The sequence below is a fragment of the Pedobacter sp. 22163 genome (assembly GCF_052045595.1).
Classification (GTDB): Bacteria; Bacteroidota; Bacteroidia; order Sphingobacteriales; family Sphingobacteriaceae; genus Pedobacter.
Window position 1 is genome coordinate 382,986 of the sequence record NZ_JBQEPM010000007.1, and the last position, 18,657, is coordinate 401,642.

13 protein-coding genes are annotated in these 18,657 nt (G+C 40.0%); 5 read left to right on the forward strand and 8 right to left on the reverse strand.

The window, feature by feature from the left end:
• Window positions 1–3 precede the first annotated feature (3 nt).
• The 4 genes from ACTJKN_RS19665 to surE form a co-directional block, all read right to left on the reverse strand.
• Window positions 4–3,189, reverse strand: coding sequence for a SusC/RagA family TonB-linked outer membrane protein (locus ACTJKN_RS19665; protein WP_440827445.1), 3,186 nt, complete (start codon window positions 3,187–3,189; stop codon window positions 4–6).
• 188 nt (window positions 3,190–3,377) lie between these two features.
• Window positions 3,378–4,481, reverse strand: coding sequence for a lipid-A-disaccharide synthase (gene lpxB, locus ACTJKN_RS19670; RefSeq protein ID WP_440827446.1), 1,104 nt, complete (start codon window positions 4,479–4,481; stop codon window positions 3,378–3,380).
• A 156-nt stretch (window positions 4,482–4,637) separates the two neighbouring features.
• The gene (locus tag ACTJKN_RS19675; protein ID WP_440827448.1) at window positions 4,638–4,910 is read right to left on the reverse strand and encodes a stationary phase survival protein SurE; all 273 of its coding nucleotides are present in this window, start codon (window positions 4,908–4,910) and stop codon (window positions 4,638–4,640) included.
• Window positions 4,911–4,922: 12 nt separating this feature from the next.
• The gene (surE, locus tag ACTJKN_RS19680) at window positions 4,923–5,768 is read right to left on the reverse strand and encodes a 5'/3'-nucleotidase SurE (RefSeq protein WP_440827450.1); all 846 of its coding nucleotides are present in this window, start codon (window positions 5,766–5,768) and stop codon (window positions 4,923–4,925) included.
• A 222-nt stretch (window positions 5,769–5,990) separates the two neighbouring features.
• Between surE and ACTJKN_RS19685 the strand changes: the two genes are divergently transcribed.
• Both ACTJKN_RS19685 and ACTJKN_RS19690 read left to right on the forward strand, forming a co-directional pair.
• A complete protein-coding gene (locus ACTJKN_RS19685) occupies window positions 5,991–8,924 on the forward strand; it encodes a M16 family metallopeptidase (RefSeq protein ID WP_440827452.1) in 2,934 nt (977 codons plus the stop codon).
• Window positions 8,925–9,261: 337 nt separating this feature from the next.
• The gene (locus ACTJKN_RS19690) at window positions 9,262–10,200 is read left to right on the forward strand and encodes an EamA family transporter (RefSeq protein WP_440827454.1); all 939 of its coding nucleotides are present in this window, start codon (window positions 9,262–9,264) and stop codon (window positions 10,198–10,200) included.
• Between the two features lie 210 nt (window positions 10,201–10,410).
• Here ACTJKN_RS19690 and ACTJKN_RS19695 read toward each other — a convergent pair whose 3' ends face one another.
• Window positions 10,411–11,433, reverse strand: a complete 1,023-nt coding sequence (locus tag ACTJKN_RS19695; protein ID WP_440827456.1) for an LLM class flavin-dependent oxidoreductase — start codon at window positions 11,431–11,433, stop codon at window positions 10,411–10,413.
• Window positions 11,434–11,552: 119 nt separating this feature from the next.
• On the opposite strand from ACTJKN_RS19695, the gene ACTJKN_RS19700 reads away from it, so the two are divergent.
• Entirely contained in the window at window positions 11,553–12,077 is a 525-nt protein-coding gene (locus tag ACTJKN_RS19700) for a hypothetical protein (protein ID WP_440827458.1), read from the forward strand.
• 214 nt (window positions 12,078–12,291) lie between these two features.
• Here ACTJKN_RS19700 and ACTJKN_RS19705 read toward each other — a convergent pair whose 3' ends face one another.
• From ACTJKN_RS19705 to ACTJKN_RS19715, 3 genes are all read right to left on the reverse strand, one after another.
• Window positions 12,292–13,053 carry a DUF72 domain-containing protein gene (locus tag ACTJKN_RS19705; RefSeq protein WP_440827460.1) on the reverse strand — a complete coding sequence of 254 codons (762 nt, stop codon included), beginning with the start codon at window positions 13,051–13,053 and terminating at the stop codon, window positions 12,292–12,294.
• A gap of 146 nt (window positions 13,054–13,199) precedes the next feature.
• Window positions 13,200–13,472, reverse strand: a complete 273-nt coding sequence (locus ACTJKN_RS19710) for a hypothetical protein (protein WP_440827461.1) — start codon at window positions 13,470–13,472, stop codon at window positions 13,200–13,202.
• 164 nt (window positions 13,473–13,636) lie between these two features.
• Window positions 13,637–13,822, reverse strand: coding sequence for a CsbD family protein (locus ACTJKN_RS19715; protein WP_029276197.1), 186 nt, complete (start codon window positions 13,820–13,822; stop codon window positions 13,637–13,639).
• A 200-nt stretch (window positions 13,823–14,022) separates the two neighbouring features.
• Here ACTJKN_RS19715 and ACTJKN_RS19720 point away from each other — a divergent pair, with 200 nt between their 5' ends.
• Together ACTJKN_RS19720 and ACTJKN_RS19725 are read left to right on the forward strand one after the other, a co-directional pair.
• Window positions 14,023–17,109, forward strand: coding sequence for a SusC/RagA family TonB-linked outer membrane protein (locus tag ACTJKN_RS19720; RefSeq protein ID WP_440827463.1), 3,087 nt, complete (start codon window positions 14,023–14,025; stop codon window positions 17,107–17,109).
• A 17-nt stretch (window positions 17,110–17,126) separates the two neighbouring features.
• On the forward strand, window positions 17,127–18,506 hold the full coding sequence (locus tag ACTJKN_RS19725; protein WP_440827464.1) for a RagB/SusD family nutrient uptake outer membrane protein: 1,380 nt from the start codon (window positions 17,127–17,129) through the stop codon (window positions 18,504–18,506).
• Window positions 18,507–18,657 lie beyond the last annotated feature (151 nt).

An 18,657-nucleotide genomic window follows, 5' to 3' on the forward strand; every position in this document is an offset into this window, starting at 1 on the left:
AAGTTAAAAGCCAAGATTTAGACCAAACAAGAATGACCTGGTACTTGGGTAAGCATTTCTATTATCAACACCGGGACCCAAGCCTGAATCGAGTACGAAGTCTGGATCATTTCCGGTGTAGCCTGTTAGCGTAACTAAATTTTGCCCGGTAGCGTAAACCCTTAAATTACGGATCAGCTTAGTTTTAAACTTAAAGCTATAGCCGATCGTAATCTCATCGATTTTGAGGTTTGTTCCGTCTTCCAGATAGTAGTCAGAGTATTGATAGGTATCGTTAATCTGGCTAAACTTTTCGAATGCCGAACGTAGATAGTTGCTTCCCTGGATGGACGGATTGCCATATGAAAGTGCTGTTGTGTTTAAGATCTGATAATCAAACTTTCCTCTTACAAACATTCTGAAATCCCAGTTTTTGTACGCTAAATTCGCCGTAAATGATGCATAATATTTAGGTATCGCATTACCAATACGTGCTAAATCGGTAACGTTCGGATCTTTTGAATAATTGATCTGATCGTTACGCACGGCAACACCATTTCTATTGTAGAATAACCATTTTCCTTCTGCATCGAAACCTGCAAAACGTTTGCCCCAGAACTCGCCAAGCGGGGCGCCTTCATAAGTGGTAATGGCATCGCCCAAATCGCCTGAACCACCTATACCCCCAAATGTTTTATATTTGACATCGAAAATATCGTTCGAATAACTTACCAGCTTATTGCTTAAAGTGCTTCCGGTAAAATCCATACTAAAGGTCAGATCTTTTGTTTTGATGGCTTCGTAACTCAAAGCCAATTCTATACCTTTTGATGAAATTGTACCAACGTTAGCATAAATATTTGCCAGTACGTACGGCGGTTGAGGAGTAGTATATTGATCCAAAAGATCTTTAGTTGTACGGTTGAAAACATCTAAGGCACCTTTAAGTTTATTGTTAAACAAGGTAAAATCAGCACCAATGTTTAATTCCCTTTTAGTCTCCCATTTCAAATCAGGGTTTACATTCGTTGTTGGACCATAAGTTTCGCGGTATGATCCGTCTGGATAGATATATCTGCCACCACCACCTAGAACTACCCTAGAGGCATTGTTTGAAAAACCAGAGTTACCCGTCACCCCATAACCTGCACGTAATTTTAAGTAATTAATCCATTTGATATCCTTCATGAAATTTTCGTCAGAAATGTTCCATCCAACCGAAACAGCTGGAAAATTCCCCCATTTATTGTTTATACCAAAACGGGATGAACCTTCATGTCTTAAAATCAACTGTAATAGGTATTTATTGTTGAAAGCATAATTGATCCTTCCAAAAAAAGCGATCAATGTATTGTCGTTTTTAAAACTTGTTGCTGTTGCTCTTCCGTCTGTTAACGCAATACCGGTAGTCAGGTTATCTTCATGGAATTGATCATTGATGAACCCCCTGTTACTGGCCGACTGACCTTCTTCAACATTATACCGATAGCTATAACCGGCAACCGCAGAAATTGAATGTTTTTCTTTGATAATGGTGTTGTACTGCAAGGTAGGTTCAACTGCGAAAGCCTGCGATAAGAAATTTCCTTTACTTGCATAACCGCCTCCCGGATAATCTGCATCTTCTACCGAACGTTCGGAAAAAATAGATGCCCATGCGCCATCGGTGTAACTATCGCGTTGAACAGATCCAAAAATCGATCCTTTTAATCCTTTTGCCAGGTCTATATCCGCTTTAATATCGGCCGAGCTTGTTTGCTGCTTTCTTCTACTGCGTTCTTGTTGTAATCTGGCATATTGGTTTGTACTTTGGTTATCAAAATAAAAGGTTCCGTTTGGATTGAAGATTCTTTTGGTTGGATTTTTAACCAGTTCTTCTTCCCAACCGCTTCCACCTAATGTATTTGCATTGTTAAAGTTCGAAGCCAGATTCATTTGAATATTAAGCTTATCATTAAAGCCTTTCTGATTTACATTTAACCTAACGGTATATTCTTTCCTTCCGTTTTCCAAACCGATACCCTGTAAATCGCGGTAGTTTAAACTCGCACGATAATTGGTATTGTTGGTACCGCCTGATAATGAAAGGTTATGGTTTTGAGACAGGTTATCTTTATTGATCAAGCTTCCATATAAATCATCATTTCCGCCATAATCCTGAGCATCTAAAGTTCCAGCAGTAATTTTTTGCCTAAATTCATCAGTAGTTAAAAAATCTAACCTGTTCTGTATGTATTCTTTACGGAAATAAGTTGAATAATTAAACTGTGGCGCACCTGGTTTCCCTTTTTTAGTGGTAATCAGGATTACACCCGCATTTGCACTGGTGCCATAAATTGCAGCTCCAGAACCATCCTTAAGTACGTCGACCGAAAGGATATCATCTTGCTGCAAGAGATCGGGGTTACCGCCAGGGATACCATCGATAACAAATAAAGGGCTAGAGCTTCCTGTTACAGTTACTGCCCCACGTAGTTGTACATTAACCCCAGAATTTGGATTTGAACCACTCGTTCGGGTGAGGTTTAAACCGGCAACTTTACCCTGGATCAGATCGAGTGGATTTCGGGCCCCACTTTGCCTAAATTGAGCCGTATCTACATGGGCAACGGATGAAGTAACTTCTTTTGTTTTTAATGTACCGTAACCAACCACCACTACTTCATCTAATTTTTGAGATTGCGAGGGGACTAAATTGATGGTTAATGGCGTTGCTCCATTACCAGCGGGAACGGATTTAGTCTGGTAACCGATATAGCTAAATACCAGCACATCGGTAGGGGCGGTAACATTTATACTAAATTTACCATTTTCCTGTGTTACAGTACCCCCTGTTTTGCCCTGAATTTTAATTCCAACGCCAGGTAAACCGATTTTCTGCTCGTCTACAACGGTACCCGTAATTGTTTTTTGGGCCGCTGATGCTGCAGGAGCGGTGCCCGCCGGAGTAGCAGGCGCTGCTGTAGTTGGCGCTGTTGTAGGCGCGGTCACCGGGCGCGAACCACCAAGCGGGTTCGGTGGTACTTTTACCGAATCAGCAGGTTTGGCCACCGGAACTTTTTTTGTTGTGTCTTGTTTTTTAGTTGTATCCTGCTGAAAATAGTAGCGATTAAAATTCTTTTTCTCGCTCGTAATTTTCGCAAACAACTGGGGGCTTGAAAGTAGGACAAGGCATAGGAATCCTGTCGTCCTGAGTAAAATGTTTTTCATTGGCACTCACTAGCTTAGTTTATAATCAGTTACGCAATGCGGCCAAATTTCACCAAATTAATAAGAGCTATGAGATTAATTAGTTATAGTTATGATTTCCGCAAAACGATTTAGTAACGCCTTAAACGCGGTTTTGTTTTAAAAAAAATGAAAAAACCTTAAAATGTTACGTTTGTGGAAATATAAATTTAGTGGAGATATTTAGAAATCAATCTGGCCGTTTTTGCCGAAGCGCCAGGTTTTCCCATAAGTAAAAGTAGCCCGTCGTAATGTTTTAACATCTGGTTCCTGCCCTCCCCTGTTAAGATAATTTCGAGTTCTTCGTTCACCTTTTGGGTGTTACAATCTTCCTGGATAAGTTCGGTTACAATCTTTTTATTTACGATAAGATTAACCAGTGAAATAAACTTAATTTTCACCAACATCCTGGCAATGGCAATTGAAATGGTTCCGCCCTTATAAACCACTACCTGCGGCACTTTAAACAAAGCAGTCTCTAACGTAGCTGTTCCTGAAGCTACAATTGCGGCATGGGCATGGTGCAATAAATTATAGGTACTGTTAAAGAGAAGATGAACTTTTTTATCTCCCGTAAACTGGCGATAATAACTTTCGGTAAAAGTTGGTGCAGCTGCAATGACAAATATATAATCGGGATAATTTTCGGTTATGCTTAACATCACCGGAAGTAAACGTTCTATTTCCTGCTTGCGGCTACCAGGTAATAAGGCAATAATTTTTTCAGTACCTACCTGATTGTTTGCACGGAAATTTAAATCTGGTGTAAATTGCGCAATTTCGTCTAATAAGGGGTTGCCTACATAATCTACCTGCATGCCCCATTCTTTGTAGAAATCTACTTCGAAAGGCAAGATACAGAACATATGATCCACAACTTTTTTGATTTTCAACACCCGTTTTTGGTTCCATGCCCAAACTTTAGGTGAGATGTAATAACATACTTTTATGCCATTGGCTTTCGCAAACTCCGCAATTTTTAAATTAAAACCCGGAAAATCGATTAGGATCAGCACATCGGGCTTCCATTTTAAAACATCATCCTTGCAGGCTTTGAGATTTCTGAAAATGGTGCGTAAATTTAAAATCACCTCGGTAAAACCCATAAAAGCCATATCAGCATAGTGTTTAACCAGCTCACCTCCTTCGGCCTGCATTTTACCCCCCCCGAAATACCTGAATACAGCTTCGCCATCCTCAGCTTTTAAGGCTTTCATTAAGTTGGCGCCATGTAAATCGCCTGAGGCTTCTCCTGCTACGAGGTAGTATTTCATATTTTCTTATGTTATAACAAAAATCGTCATTGTGAGGAGGCACGACGAAGCAACCTTTTATGTTATTGTCTGTTCCTTAATTCTTCGTTGTTCTGGAAAGATTGCTTCACCCCAGCGCACAATCCCCTTCTTCAGTTCGCAATGACGCCCGTTTCATCAAAAAACTTTGTATGCAAAAAACACAAAAGCGCATAAAAACGTTGCGGCCAATATGCCCCTGCCAATATTTTCCTTATTGTATTTAAAAAAGTACTGCATGGTATAAGCATTTATAGCAATACCACCAATATATAACAAATCTGCTTTAGCAAGGGAAGCCACATGGTTAATGATGTACCAGGCAATGGAACAAAATATTGCCGGCACAAGCAAACCAATGCCCAAACCTACCCAAACAGAATTATTTAATCTTTTCAACCGATCAATCATAATGGCAAGCGCTTAACCTAAATTAATGCCATCTGGCGCTGAAACTTTAGTGCTGGCACTTGTAGATTTAGCAGCATTCTTACCAATAAAATCCCAACTGTTTATTGCTTGTATCGCATGGTGCGCCGTTAAATCAAACTGGACCGGAACAATAGAAATATAATTGTTTTCCAATGCCCAAACATCGGTATCTTCTCCCTTATCAAAATTTTCGAAAACACCGGTTAGCCAATAGTATGGTCGTTTGTAAGGATCAGTTCTTTCATCAAATTCTTCCATCCACTTTGCATTGGCCTGACGGCAAACTTTAACACCTTTTAGCTGATCGCCTTTTGGAAAATTCACATTCAATAAAGTTCCTTCTGGTAAACCATTTGCTAAAACCTGTTCACAGATATTTTTGATGTATTTTTTGGTATGACTAAAATCGGCATCGGCTGCAAAATCGTCTAAAGAGAAACCAATAGATGGAATTTTTTCTATTGCGCCTTCTACTGCAGCAGACATGGTACCTGAATAGAGTACATTAATCGAATTATTTAGTCCGTGGTTAATTCCTGATACACACAAGTCAGGTTTTTTACCTTTAAAAATCTTATTTACAGCAATTTTAACACAATCAACAGGTGTTCCACTGCATTTATACATTTCTACACCTGCATAAAGATCAACTTTATCAAAACGGATCGGTTTGCCTATGGTAATGGCATGTCCCATTCCGCTTTGCGGACTATCTGGTGCAACCACCACTACATTGCCCAGCTCCTGCATTACTTCCATTAAATTCTTTATGCCCGTAGCTGTAATCCCGTCGTCATTTACAACTAAAATATTTGGTTTTGTGCCCTGCTTTGTCATGCCGGTAAAAATACAGATTATAAATTCAAGGCACAATAAACCATCATTTATATGCTAAAATCATTTATTCCTAGATTTTTAGTTTTGAAATCAAAATTATTTCATTCCCTGCCATAAAGCATATATATTTGGATAAATAACTTATTAAAAATGAAGGCTGTATTTGAGATCATGCTTAAACCAACAGGTACGCACTCATTATCATAAACCAAAACCAATTCAATGAAATTCAAACTATTTACTTTGGCTTGTTTTCTAATTACAGGTTCTTTAGCGAAGGCGCAAACAACCTATCAATGGAAAACAGGAACATCCGGTGGCTTTAGCTACAAGTATGTAACCAACGATCCGACCAAAACACGTTTTTACACGCTAAAAAACGGTTTAACTGTAATTTTATCTCAGAACAATAAAGAGCCAAATATTACCTATAAAATGGCGGTAAGAGCGGGCAGTAATACCGATCCGCGTACCAATACCGGCCTGGCGCATTATTTAGAACACCTTTTATTTAAAGGAACGGATAAATTTGGAACCTTAAATTATGCCAAAGAAAAACCGCTTTTGGATAAGATCGAGGCACTTTACGAAACGTACAACAAAACTACCGATCCGGCTAAACGTAAAGAGATTTATAAGGAAATTGATAAAACTTCGGGCGAAGCCTCTAATTATTCTATCGCAAACGAATACGATAAAATGATGAAATCGATCGGGAGTAATTCTACCAACGCCCACACCGCGGTAGAAGAAACCGTGTACGAAGAGGATCTTCCATCAAATGCCATTGATAAATTTTTGGCCGTACAGGCAGAACGTTTCCGTGCGCCTGTTTTCCGTATCTTCCATACAGAATTAGAAGCTGTTTACGAAGAAAAAAATATCGGTATGGATAACGATGGCCGTAAAATGTATGAGAAAATGCTGTATGCTTTGTTCCCGACGCATAATTACGGACAACAAACCACCATCGGTACCATCGAGCATTTAAAAAATCCATCCTTAGTCGAAATCAGAAAATATTACAACAAGTATTATGTGCCAAATAACATGGCGGTAATTATGAGCGGTGATATTAATTATGATGAGCTGATCAAAAAAATCGACAAAGATTTTGCCTATATGGCTCCAAAACCATTCGCGCTTTATAACCCTGCACCAGAAAAACCATTAACACAGGTTCAAACGGTTGATATTTATGGCCCAAGTGCCGAAAATTTATATGTCGCCTACAGGGGTTTTGCCCAAAATACGCACCAAAGTTTATTGTTAGATTTAATCGGTAGCATTTTAGCCAACGGTAAAGCGGGTTTAATGGATATCAACATCAATAAACAGCAAAAAATGTTGAGGGCGAGCGCCGGTTATAACTCGATGAAAGATTATGGAATCTTCATTTTATCTGGCTCACCTAAAGCCGGGCAAAGTTTAGAAGAAGCGCAAAAATTACTGCTAGAGCAGGTAGAACTGCTTAAAAAAGGCGAATTCGACGAAAGCCTGATTAAAGCAACTGTTGCAAACATCAAATTAGCGGAGTTACAAAGCTTCGATAATAACGATGTGCGTGCAGATTTTGCGATGAATGCCTTTATCCAAAACCGTGGTAAAGAGTGGGATAAAACCCTGGCATCAACCGATGCAATGGCTAAAGTAACCAAAAAGGAAATTGTAGATTTTGCCAACAAATTTTTCGTCAACAACTATGTCTCTATCTTAAAACATAAAGGCGAAGATAAAAGTATCGTTAAAGTAGAAAAACCAGCCATTACCGCTGTAAAAACCAATGTTAATGAGGTTTCTCCATTTACGAAAGACATTATTGCTGCGCCGGTAAAACCCATTGCTCCTAAGTTTTTAGATTATACAAAAGATCTTAATTTCGGTAAAGCAGGCATTGCTGATGTAATTTCGGTTCAAAACACCGAAAACGGAATTTTCCGCTTGGGCTACCGTTTCGATATGGGCTCATACAACTATAAATTATTGCCTTATGCTGCTCAATATTTAGCATTCTTAAGTACTGATAAGTATTCGGCAGAGGACATTAGTAAAGCATTTTACAACATTGCCTGTAGCTATAGCATAAACGTAGGCACCGATGTAACTACAGTTTCCATTAGCGGTTTACAAGAAAACTTTGATAAAGCTATTGCCTTGGTAGAAGATGTACTGGCAAATTGCAAACCAAACGAAAAAGCCTTGGAAGATTTAAAAGGCCGTTTGTTAAAATCGAGAGATAACGCAAAATTAAACAAATCATCAATTCTTGGTGGTTTAATGAGTTATGCACAGTATGGTGCCGATAATCCTTTCAATTATGGATTAACCAATGATGAGATCAAAAACATGAAATCGGCAGATTTGATCTATATCTTACATAACCTTACCAATTACAAACACACCATTACTTATTATGGCCCTAAAACTTTAACAGCATTTTCTGCTGATATTGTAAAAGCACACCCATTGGCCAAAGAATTTACTGATGCGGCGCCGATTAAGAAATTTGTATACACCAAAACCGATTCGAACAAAGTTTACTTTGCCGATTACGATATGGTGCAGGCAGAAATCCGTTGGGTACGTAATGGTGGACTGTACGACCCGGCCAATGCAGCAAAAATTGCCTTATTTAACAACTATTTTGGCGGCGGCATGGGCTCAGTTGTATTCCAAACCATCCGCGAATCTAAAGCTTTGGCTTATTCTACTTTTGCAGTATATTCTTCTCCAAATACCAAAGAAAAAGAAAATACCATTATTGCTTATGTAGGTACACAGGCCGATAAAATGAATGAGGCCGTGGCCGGTATGAATGAGCTATTAACCACCTTACCTGAGTCTGATAAATCATTTGCATTATCAAAAACCAACTCATTAAATGGCTTAGAAACCAGCCGTATTACCAAAGATGGAATCATTTATAGCTATTTGGCAGATAAAAAATTAGGTTTCGATCACGACTCGAGAGTTGATGAATACGCCAACTTAAAACCATTAACTTTTAATGATGTAAAATCATTCCACCAGACCAATCTTTCTGGCAAACCTTACAGTTACTGTATCGTAGCCTCAGAGAAAAAAATCAACATGGCCGATTTAGCAAAATTCGGTCCGGTAACTAAATTAAGCCTGGAGCAGATTTTTGGATATTAATAAGGTTGAGGGTAGGAAGGCGGAGGGTTTTAAGGTAAAAACCTGATGCTTTAATATCAAAATTACCAGCGATTCCCGGAAACGGGGATCGCTTTTTTGTTTGGTTAATTAGTTCATTGGTTCATTGCCTAGGGGCTTATTGTTTAAGTCGGTAGCCAAACGATGGATTTGGAATCTGCTAACCGCAGCGGCAAGGCGTGTCAGTGATTTTTACTAAATTAGATTAAAAACCCAATGTACTTCTTTATAAGTGGCTCTTTAGTGTTTTATGTTGTGTGGCTTAATAAACCCTAAGATTTTATGATATTTGCTAGATCAACATTATAGTAACCATCCTGTGAAAATCGCAAAATATTACCTGGCCGCTATATTCGCTTATGCGACCTGGGGCTTTTTTAGTTTAGTTTTAAAACCTTTGAGCGGATATTCTTCGGTAGATATTTTATTCTACCGCATTTTTAGCTGCGCGATACTGATGTTATTTATTACCGCCCTGTTTAAACGTGGCGAATTGGTTAAAACCTTTTCTAATTTTAAAGCCTTACCCCTAAAGCAGAGACGAAATATGCTTTTGCTGAATGTAGGGGGAAGTATTTTTTTAAATATCAACTGGTTCTCGTTTATTTACGTGCTTAACCAAGTAAGCATTAAGGCTACCTCCCTTGCCTATCTGGTATGCCCCATTATTACCACATTGCTTGCCTGCTGGCTTTTGCACGAGAAGCTCAATAAAGTACAATGGACGGCCGTTGGGTTAAGTATACTTGGGTGCCTGATGCTGTCGTTTGCCAATATGATGGATATGGTTTACGGCATTGTTATTGGGTTTACGTATGCCGCCTACCTGGTAAGTCAGCGAAAAACTGTTGGCTTTGATAAGTTCATCCTGCTCACCTTTCACATTTCACTTTCTGCGTTGATGTTGCTGCCCTTTTATCCCACCTACAGCGGACCGATACCTACAGCAACGCAATTTTGGTTACTGATAGAAGTTATAGCAGTTGGTTTTACAGTGATTCCACTATTTTTGAATTTATATGCCTTAAAAGGCTTGAACTCATCAACAGTGGGTATGTTGCTTAACATTAACCCAATTATTGGATTTGCTATAGCAGTTTTGGTATTTCATGAGCCCATTACCCCATTACAAATGGCGGCATACGGCATCATTTTCGTATCGGTTATTGTTTTTAATGTGCATTCCCTTTTTAAAAAAAAGCAAAGGAACCTGCCTGTTAGGGATAATCCGGATCTTGCCAAAGAACCTGTTACTTAAAAGAATAAAAGTAATGTTGCTTTTCATATATCAATGCGGCATTAACCATACTGACCGTTCCGTTTTCAAGTGAAAGATTACGATAGGGAATAAAAACAAGAAAGCGGGAAAAACCAAAGGCTCTTCCCGCTCATCTAAATTAACGCTCTCAGAATATAAACGCCATTGCTGGCAATATGTTTTGTGCGATTTAAAAAAAATTATACGAATCTATCTCCACCCAAGTCCCGGTGCAACGTGCTCCAGAATGGCAGATAGCACATGGATATTGTAATCTACGCCCAAGGTATTTGGAATGGTCAATAATACGGTATCCGCTTCCTGTATCGCCTCGTCGGCAGCCAGTTCCTTTATTAGCTGATCGGGTTCTGCGGCATATCCCCGACCGAAAACCGCCCTTTGGGTTGGTTCGATATAGCCAAAACTATCTGCTCCTTTCCCCTGCTGCCCGAAATAATACCTGTCCTGATCGTTCATCAGCGCAAATATTGAACGGCTGACAGAAACCCTTGGCTCGCGATCATGCCCTGCTTTTCGCCAGGCTTCCTTGTACAGCCTGATCTGCTCGGCCTGCTGGATGTGGAACGGCTTACCGTTTTCATCAAACTTCAAGGTAGAGCTTTGCAGGTACATTCCGTGCTCTGCCGCCCAAATAGCTGTCGCATTGGAAGCGGCTCCCCACCAGATGCGCTCTCGTAGTCCCTCGGAATATGGTTCTAACCTTAACAGTCCCGGAGGATTGGGAAACATTGGATTTGGATTGGGCCTTGCAAAACCTTCGCCTTTCAGTCTTTCCAGAAACTCCAAAGCCTTTTGCCTTCCCATATCAGTATCATTCTCCCCATCCTTTGGTGCAAAACCGAAATACCGCCAGCCTTCTATTACCTGCTCGGGCGAACCCCTGCTGATTCCCAGTTGTAACCTGCCACCAGAGATGAGGTCGGCCGCACCAGCATCCTCAACCATATATAAAGGGTTTTCATAGCGCATATCGATAACGCCCGTTCCGATTTCGATCTTAGAAGTCTTTGCGCCAATCGCCGAAAGCAACGGAAAGGGCGATGCCAATTGCCTTGCAAAGTGGTGTACCCTGAAGTACGCTCCGTCAAGGCCGATTTCTTCGGCCGCAACGGCAAGGTCGATGGATTGCAGCAAAGTATCACTAGCAGTACGCGCCTGATATGAGGGATGTTCCGACCAATGCCCGAACGATAAAAATCCGATTTTCTTCATTTCATTAATTGCTAAATCCAAAGTTACCATTACTCCTATAGCGCAAAGGTCATCGCGTAGTCATAACCTCTACTACCCTTCAGCAAACAATAGCCCGAGCTAATTGTTCCAAATCAGTCATGTCAAGAAGAAAACAGATACGGTCTAAGGAGCAGTTTGCTGCTGCACTCGAACTGGAAAGAGCGGGCGATAATGCTGCCGCATTAAAACTCTACCAGAAATCCGCAATGACAGATCCTGCTAATTCCCACGCATGGAACAGGCAGATGGTACTTTTGCGCAAAGCCAAATCAAAAGAAGCTGAGGTTAAGCTCATCAAATTGGCCATAGCCGAATACCAGAAATCTCAAGAAACCAAACAACAAGATTGGCTGAAAGAAAACCGGGCCAAGGCAGACAGCACCCGGGAACTGGCCCATGTACTCGGTCTTTTGGAACCAACAGGCCTTCCTAAAAGCGACGACACCATCATCGAGAAATGGCAGACCAGGCTGTACCTGCTTGAATACCGTATCAAAAATGCACGGAAGAAGAAAACCTCATCCAAAAAGCCTATAAGCAAATCGCCAAAAAGTGCAACTCGTGCACCTAAAAAGCTTAATAAAAACACCGCTACTAAACTCAAGCCAGCAAAAAAGCAATAAGATCAATCCGAACAGGTCCTCATTACTGTTCACAAGCGATTTTCTGCCCCTGATTTTTAACAACTCAAATTCTCCAGGCATTGAAAACACGCTCAGTTCGAACAGATATTTATGCTCACTACAAACCCTAATGTAACTGCGCAATATCCATGTTCGCCTTTTGATCTTATAAAGGCAGTCCAAGCCTGCTTTTCCGGCAAATGCCCAGCAAATACTAATAGGTATCCCTAACGATCTGGCGCAGCATATTCAGGTTGGCATGCGCCTCTCCCATGGTATTATTGAAGTATACGAACACCTTTTTGCCCTCCGAAAGCCACTCGGCCACATAGCTTGCATATTCATACAATACGTCGTCAGAATAGCTTCCTCTATAATTTCCTCCCGGACCATGGAACCTGAGGTAGATAAAATCAGGATGGCTTTCTCGCAAAGGAGAACTGGCAGGCGACTTATCGTGGACCACCATACCGAGCTCAAACTCTTCCAAAAGCTCATACACCTCATCTATGTATAAAGAAGCATGCCGAAATTCCAAAGCGATCTTCCATTCAAAAAAAGGATCATTATCTCTAAGCACCGACATCAGAAAGCGCAGCTGCGCAAAATGAGAAATCCTTACGCTCGGTGGGAACTGTACCAAAATACAACCCTTTTTCTCCTCAACATGCGAAATGACCGAAAAGAACCTGGACACGACTTCTGGATCAAAGGCCAAGTCCCTGTTATGGGTAATCTCCCTGAAAAGCTTAAAAGTAAAACGAAATTCTTCGGGCACATCCGCCGCCCACCTTTTCATCGTGGAAACCTGTGGCACCTTATAAAAGGAAGAATTGATCTCGATAGAATCCATCAGCGAGGCGTAATAGCACAGCCTGCTCTTCTCCTGGAATTCTTTCGGGTAGTGCAATTTATTAGGAACCGGTAACAGTAGCCCGCTGGTACCCGAGTAATAGTTTTCAAAGGCTATGTCCATATTCTTCAAACAACCAGGACAGAAAATTGTTGAGTGGGGCCAGATCAGAAGAAAACAAATCCCGTCCGAATGCTATTCATCCCTCACCTAAAATAAAACAACATGCTGACCAGAATATAACTCACCCAATCCTAAAAAGGAATAGATTAGAACTGTTTTCCCTGAAGATGCTGTTCCTGGCCGTTAGTCATCCCCTCTTGTTTGGCATTTGTCCAGAACCTCTCGGCCCGGGCCTTTTTATTGTACTCCGCTTCGTTTGGATTATTATCTACCAAAGCAGGATCTGCCTCCGCTATCTCGATAATTTCGATGCCGTTTTTCCTTAAAACCGGAAAAGAAATAAGTCCTTGTTTTTGCTCTCGCCGTTCCGCTACCCGCACCAAAAGCCACGTTTTATTTTGAAAGGTAAAAAACACCACGATTTAAAAGGCATGCAATTTCCAGGCTCGCTGTACTCGGTACTAAATCTTTTGGGTAAAGTATTGTGTTTTGAATAAACCGTTGTGCAACATCAGCCATAAAAAATGGTGTTAAAGCAAACAGGCGACCAAAATTGGCCGCCTGTTTTTCTATTGAATTGATGTTATAATGAATTAATCCATTTTACAAGCTCATCTCTTCCTTTTCCTGTCTTTTGTTGCAGTTTCCCCAACAATTCGTCGTCTTGTCCCTCTTCATGTTTTAAATCATCGTCAGTTAAATCGGCATAAGCTTGTTTAACCTTTCCTTTTATTTCATTCCACTTCCCTTTTAATTCTAACTTATCCATGCTCGTGTTTTTTTGTGGTAAATAATATGCTTTTTCATATCTATCAACATTTTTTACTGTTTTTTGTTTTGATTTAAGCTCAAAAAACCAAATAACGCCCTGATTTTACTTTACTCCACAAGGTTTTACAGATATTTTTAGGTATATTAAAAAATCATTTAAACAAACATTTAAACAGTACTAACTAAACTACCTATTTGATGAAAAAACTACTCTTAAGTATGCTTTTGTATCTCGGTGTAATTTCATTTGCTTTCGCACAAGGCAAAGCAATTACCGGGAAAGTTACGTCAGCCTCCGGACCAATTCCGGGCGTTAGCGTATTTGTAAAGGGCTCACCAGCTAACGGCACACAGAGTGATGCCTCGGGAGCTTTTAAATTAACCGTTCCGGATGATGCCAAAACACTTGTTTTTAGCTTTATCGGTTACAAAACCAAAGAAGTGCCTATTACAGGGCAAACGATTAACGTAAATCTTGACGAGGAAAACAATACACTATCGGATGTGGTGGTGGTGGGTTATGGTACGCAGAATAAACGGGATGTGACAGGATCTGTAGCCTCAGTTAAATCTAAAGACCTTGAAAATTTACCGGTTACGAGTTTTGAACAGGCTTTACAAGGAAAAGCAGCAGGTGTTCAGATTGCAGCTCAAAATGGAAAATTAGGACAAGGTATAACCGTTAGGGTAAGGGGCGCTGCATCAGTAACTGCAGGTAGCGAGCCACTTTACATTGTTGATGGTATACCAATTACCTCGGGGGATTTTTCGAGTACTACTGCGCCTACGAGTGCTTTGGCAGATATAAACACCAATGACATCGAATCTATAGAAGTATTAAAGGATGCATCGGCATCGGCAATTTATGGCGCAAGAGCTTCAAACGGCGTGGTATTGATCACAACCAAACAGGGTAAGGCAGGCAAAACACTTATCCAGTTTAATGCACTGGGCGGAATAAGCTCCCCTTCTAACCATAGGGATTTTTTAAACGCAGAACAATACGTTCAAATAGAGCGTAGAGCTGGGCAAGGCCAGGCGAATCAGGATTTTCTCAATGGAGATTATGCAACCCTGCAAGAAGCGTTAGATGATTATAGCGCAAGTGTAGAGGCGCGTTTAAACCGGTATTCTGCTGGCAACAACGATTATCAAACATATAAAGTAAATTCTAACTGGGAAGCTGCTTCTTTTCAGGACAAACCTGTTACGCAACAATACGACCTTAATTTAACAGGGGGAAATGAAAAAACGAAATTTTATATCGGTGGCCAAGCCTTAGATCAACAAGGAATTGTGATAGGCAACAGTTATAAACGCTACAGCGGCAGATTAAACCTGACCAATAAAGTAACTGATTTTTTAGAAGTGGGTATTAACCTTAATTTTTCAAATAGTATTAATAACAGGTTATCAAATGATAATGCCTTTTCAAGTCCGTTACAATCTGTAGCACTCTCTCCTATCACGCCTTTTATAGATCCAAGGTCTGGCTTAATAAGCGGAACTTTACCTGGAGCCGCTTCAAATTATCCAGTATATTACAATCCATTCATTAGTGTCGATAATGCTTTTTATAAAGCAACAGTATACCGAACAATTGGCAAAGCTTTTGCAAATATAAACATTGCTAAGGGATTAAAATTCAGCACTGATTTTTCTATTGATAACTTAAATCAAAACGAAGAAAGTTATTATGGTTCATTAACTTTTAGAAATACAGGCACATCAAACGGGTATGGGCAAAATATTTCAACTTTTGTAATTAATGCCAATACCAATAATTTCTTCAGTTATAATACAACTATCGGCAAAAGTGCTTTTGATGTTATTTTGGGTACAAGTTATCAAAAATCAACCACCAAGTACAGCACCATTGAAGGACAGGATTTCCCAAGCGATTCTTACATTAAATTAGGTTCTGCTGCAACTAAAGTGATTGCAACCAGTAATGAAGGTGCTTTTAGCTTTCTGTCTTATTTCTTTAGGGCCAATTATAAATACAACGACCGTTATTTAGTGGGCTTTAGTGTAAGGGCTGATGGTTCATCACGTTTTGGGGCCAATAATAGATATGGATATTTCCCGGCAGGTTCAGTGGCCTGGATTGCATCTGAAGAAGATTTCTTAAAACAAAGTGAAACCATCAGTTTATTAAAATTTAGAGTGAGTTATGGTTTAACAGGTAATGCCGAAATTGGTAATTATTCTGCCCGTGGTTTATTCGCTGGAACAGGGGCATATGGTGGTTTGCCTGGGCAGACTCCTTCGCGGATAGCCAACCCGGATTTAACATGGGAAAAAACGAAACAACTCGATATCGGCTTTGATTTTGGTATTTTAAAGAATAGAATTACAGGAATTTTTGATTTCTACCAAAAAAACACCACCGATTTGTTGTTAGATGTGCCTATCCCGCAAACAACAGGCTTCTCTACTAAAACCCAAAATTTAGGCTCGCTAAAAAATACTGGGTTTGAATTGGGTATTAATACAGAAAATTTTGTAGGCGCGTTTAAATGGTCAACTGCAATAACAGGAGCAATTAACAATAATAAGATTACAAATTTAGGAGGGCAGGTTTTAAATAGCAATGAAATAAATGCGGCTATTTCAGGGCAACCGATCGGCGTTTTCTATTTACCAGAATATGCAGGGGTTAACCCAGCTAATGGTGATGCGATTTATTACAAAAACACAGTAGTTGACGGCAATGTAGACAGGAGTACAACAAATAACATTAATGATGCACAACGGATTTTTGCAGGCAACCCAAACCCAAAATATACGTTCGGCTTAAACAACACTTTTTCATACAAGAATTTTGATTTAGGTATATTTTTTCAAGGCGTAAAAGGCAATAAAATCTTCAATGCTGGCGGCCAGTATATGAGCGCCAATGCATCAAACGGTTATGATAACCAAACTGTAGATCAGATGAGTTATTGGGATAAACCAGGCGATATTACAGCTGTTCCGGAGCCCCGTCTGTTTGCTGGTAATGGCATCGGCAACTCAACAAGATATTTATCTGATGGTTCTTATGTCCGCTTAAAAACATTAACGCTTGGTTATACTTTTCCAGTTTCGGTATTAACCAAAATTAAGTTAAGCAAATTAAGGTTATATGCTACGGCGCAAAACCTGCTTACCATAACCGGTTACAAAGGATGGGACCCTGAGGTTAATGCAGATTATCAATCAACAAACATTAATCAAGGCGTAGATTTTTACTCAGCACCACAACCACGGGTAATCTCATTAGGTATTAACATTGGCCTATAATTAAAAAAGAAATCAAAATGAAAAAGACATATATAAATAATATCATATTTGCTTGCGTGTTTTTGATGGCTTTATCATCATGCAAGAAAGCACTCGATATAAATCCTGTTGATACCATTGAGCAAAAGAATGCTTTACTCACATCAAAAGATGTTGAAGGAGCATTAGTTGGTGCTTACTCAGATCTCGGTAGCCGCAATTTTTTTGGCGGTCGTTCGTTCTTAATAACCGATTTCTTAGCGAATACTGATGCCATTGAATGGGGCGGAACATATGAGGAACTGAGCCAGGCCATCAATAAACAGCTTTTAAAAACAAATGTATTTGTAGATAATGTTTGGGCAGCCGGATATACCGCAATTAATGATGCCAATAATGTAATTGCTGCCCTTGATAAAGTAGAGCCTGCGAAAAAAAACAGAGTAGAGGGAGAAGCTAAATTTATCCGGGGGTCGGCATATTTCGAACTCGTTAGGGTATTTGCAAAAGCCTACAATGATGGCTCTCCGAGCACGAATTTGGGCGTGCCAATTGTGTTAACACCAACGAACCTCATAAGCGAAGCGAATTATGTAAGCAGGGCCACTGTAGCTGCCGTTTACAATCAGGCTATAACAGATTTAACAGAAGCAGAAGCTAAACTTCCGGCCACTAATGGTTTTTTCGCAACTAAATCTGCAGCAGCTGCAATGCTAGCGAGACTTTATTTACAAATGGGTAATTATACTGCAGCAGGAACAGCTGCAAACCGGGTAATTACTTCTGGAAATTATCATTTAACAGATACTTATCTGGGTGCTTTCCCTAAAATGCCAGAAAGTGGAAGACCCGCAAAACCCGGAGACAATACTACTGAAGATGTTTTTGCCGTGCAGGTAACTACTTTGACTGGTTTTAATGGTTTTAATGAATTTTATGGTTCATCTACATTTGGTGGCCGCGGTGATGCCGTAATTTCACAAGATTGGATTGATGAGACTTATGCTCCAGATGATGACAGGATTAATGCTTTTTATGACGATGACGACATGTTTACTGCAAAATTCGGCAATCAATTCGGGAATGTACCGGTTATTAGGTTGGCAGAAATGTATTTAATCAGGGCAGAATCTAATGCACGCTTAGCACCTGCAGCGCCAATTGGCGGCATAACACCACTACAAGATCTAACAACAGTTAGAGATAGGGCTGGCTTAACCACAACTACTGCTACTTTAGCAGATATCCTTAATGAAAGAAAACTTGAATTTGCTTTTGAAGGATTTTCATTACACGACGCTAAAAGAACACAAACCAATATTGGAAACATACCCTGGAACTCTACCAGCTTAGTTTTCCCGATTCCACAAAGGGAAATTGACGCAAACAAAAACTTAGTTCAAAACCCAGGTTATTAAAATTACATATCAACAAAAATGCCCCAGAAAATCGAGGGCACTGAAAAAGTCCTCTTAATAATTGGGCTGAAAAAGAGCAGATAACCTTGGTTTCTCTGCTCTTTTTTTTGTATCTTAAATTAGATTTTAAGGTATCCGATGCTAGCTCACC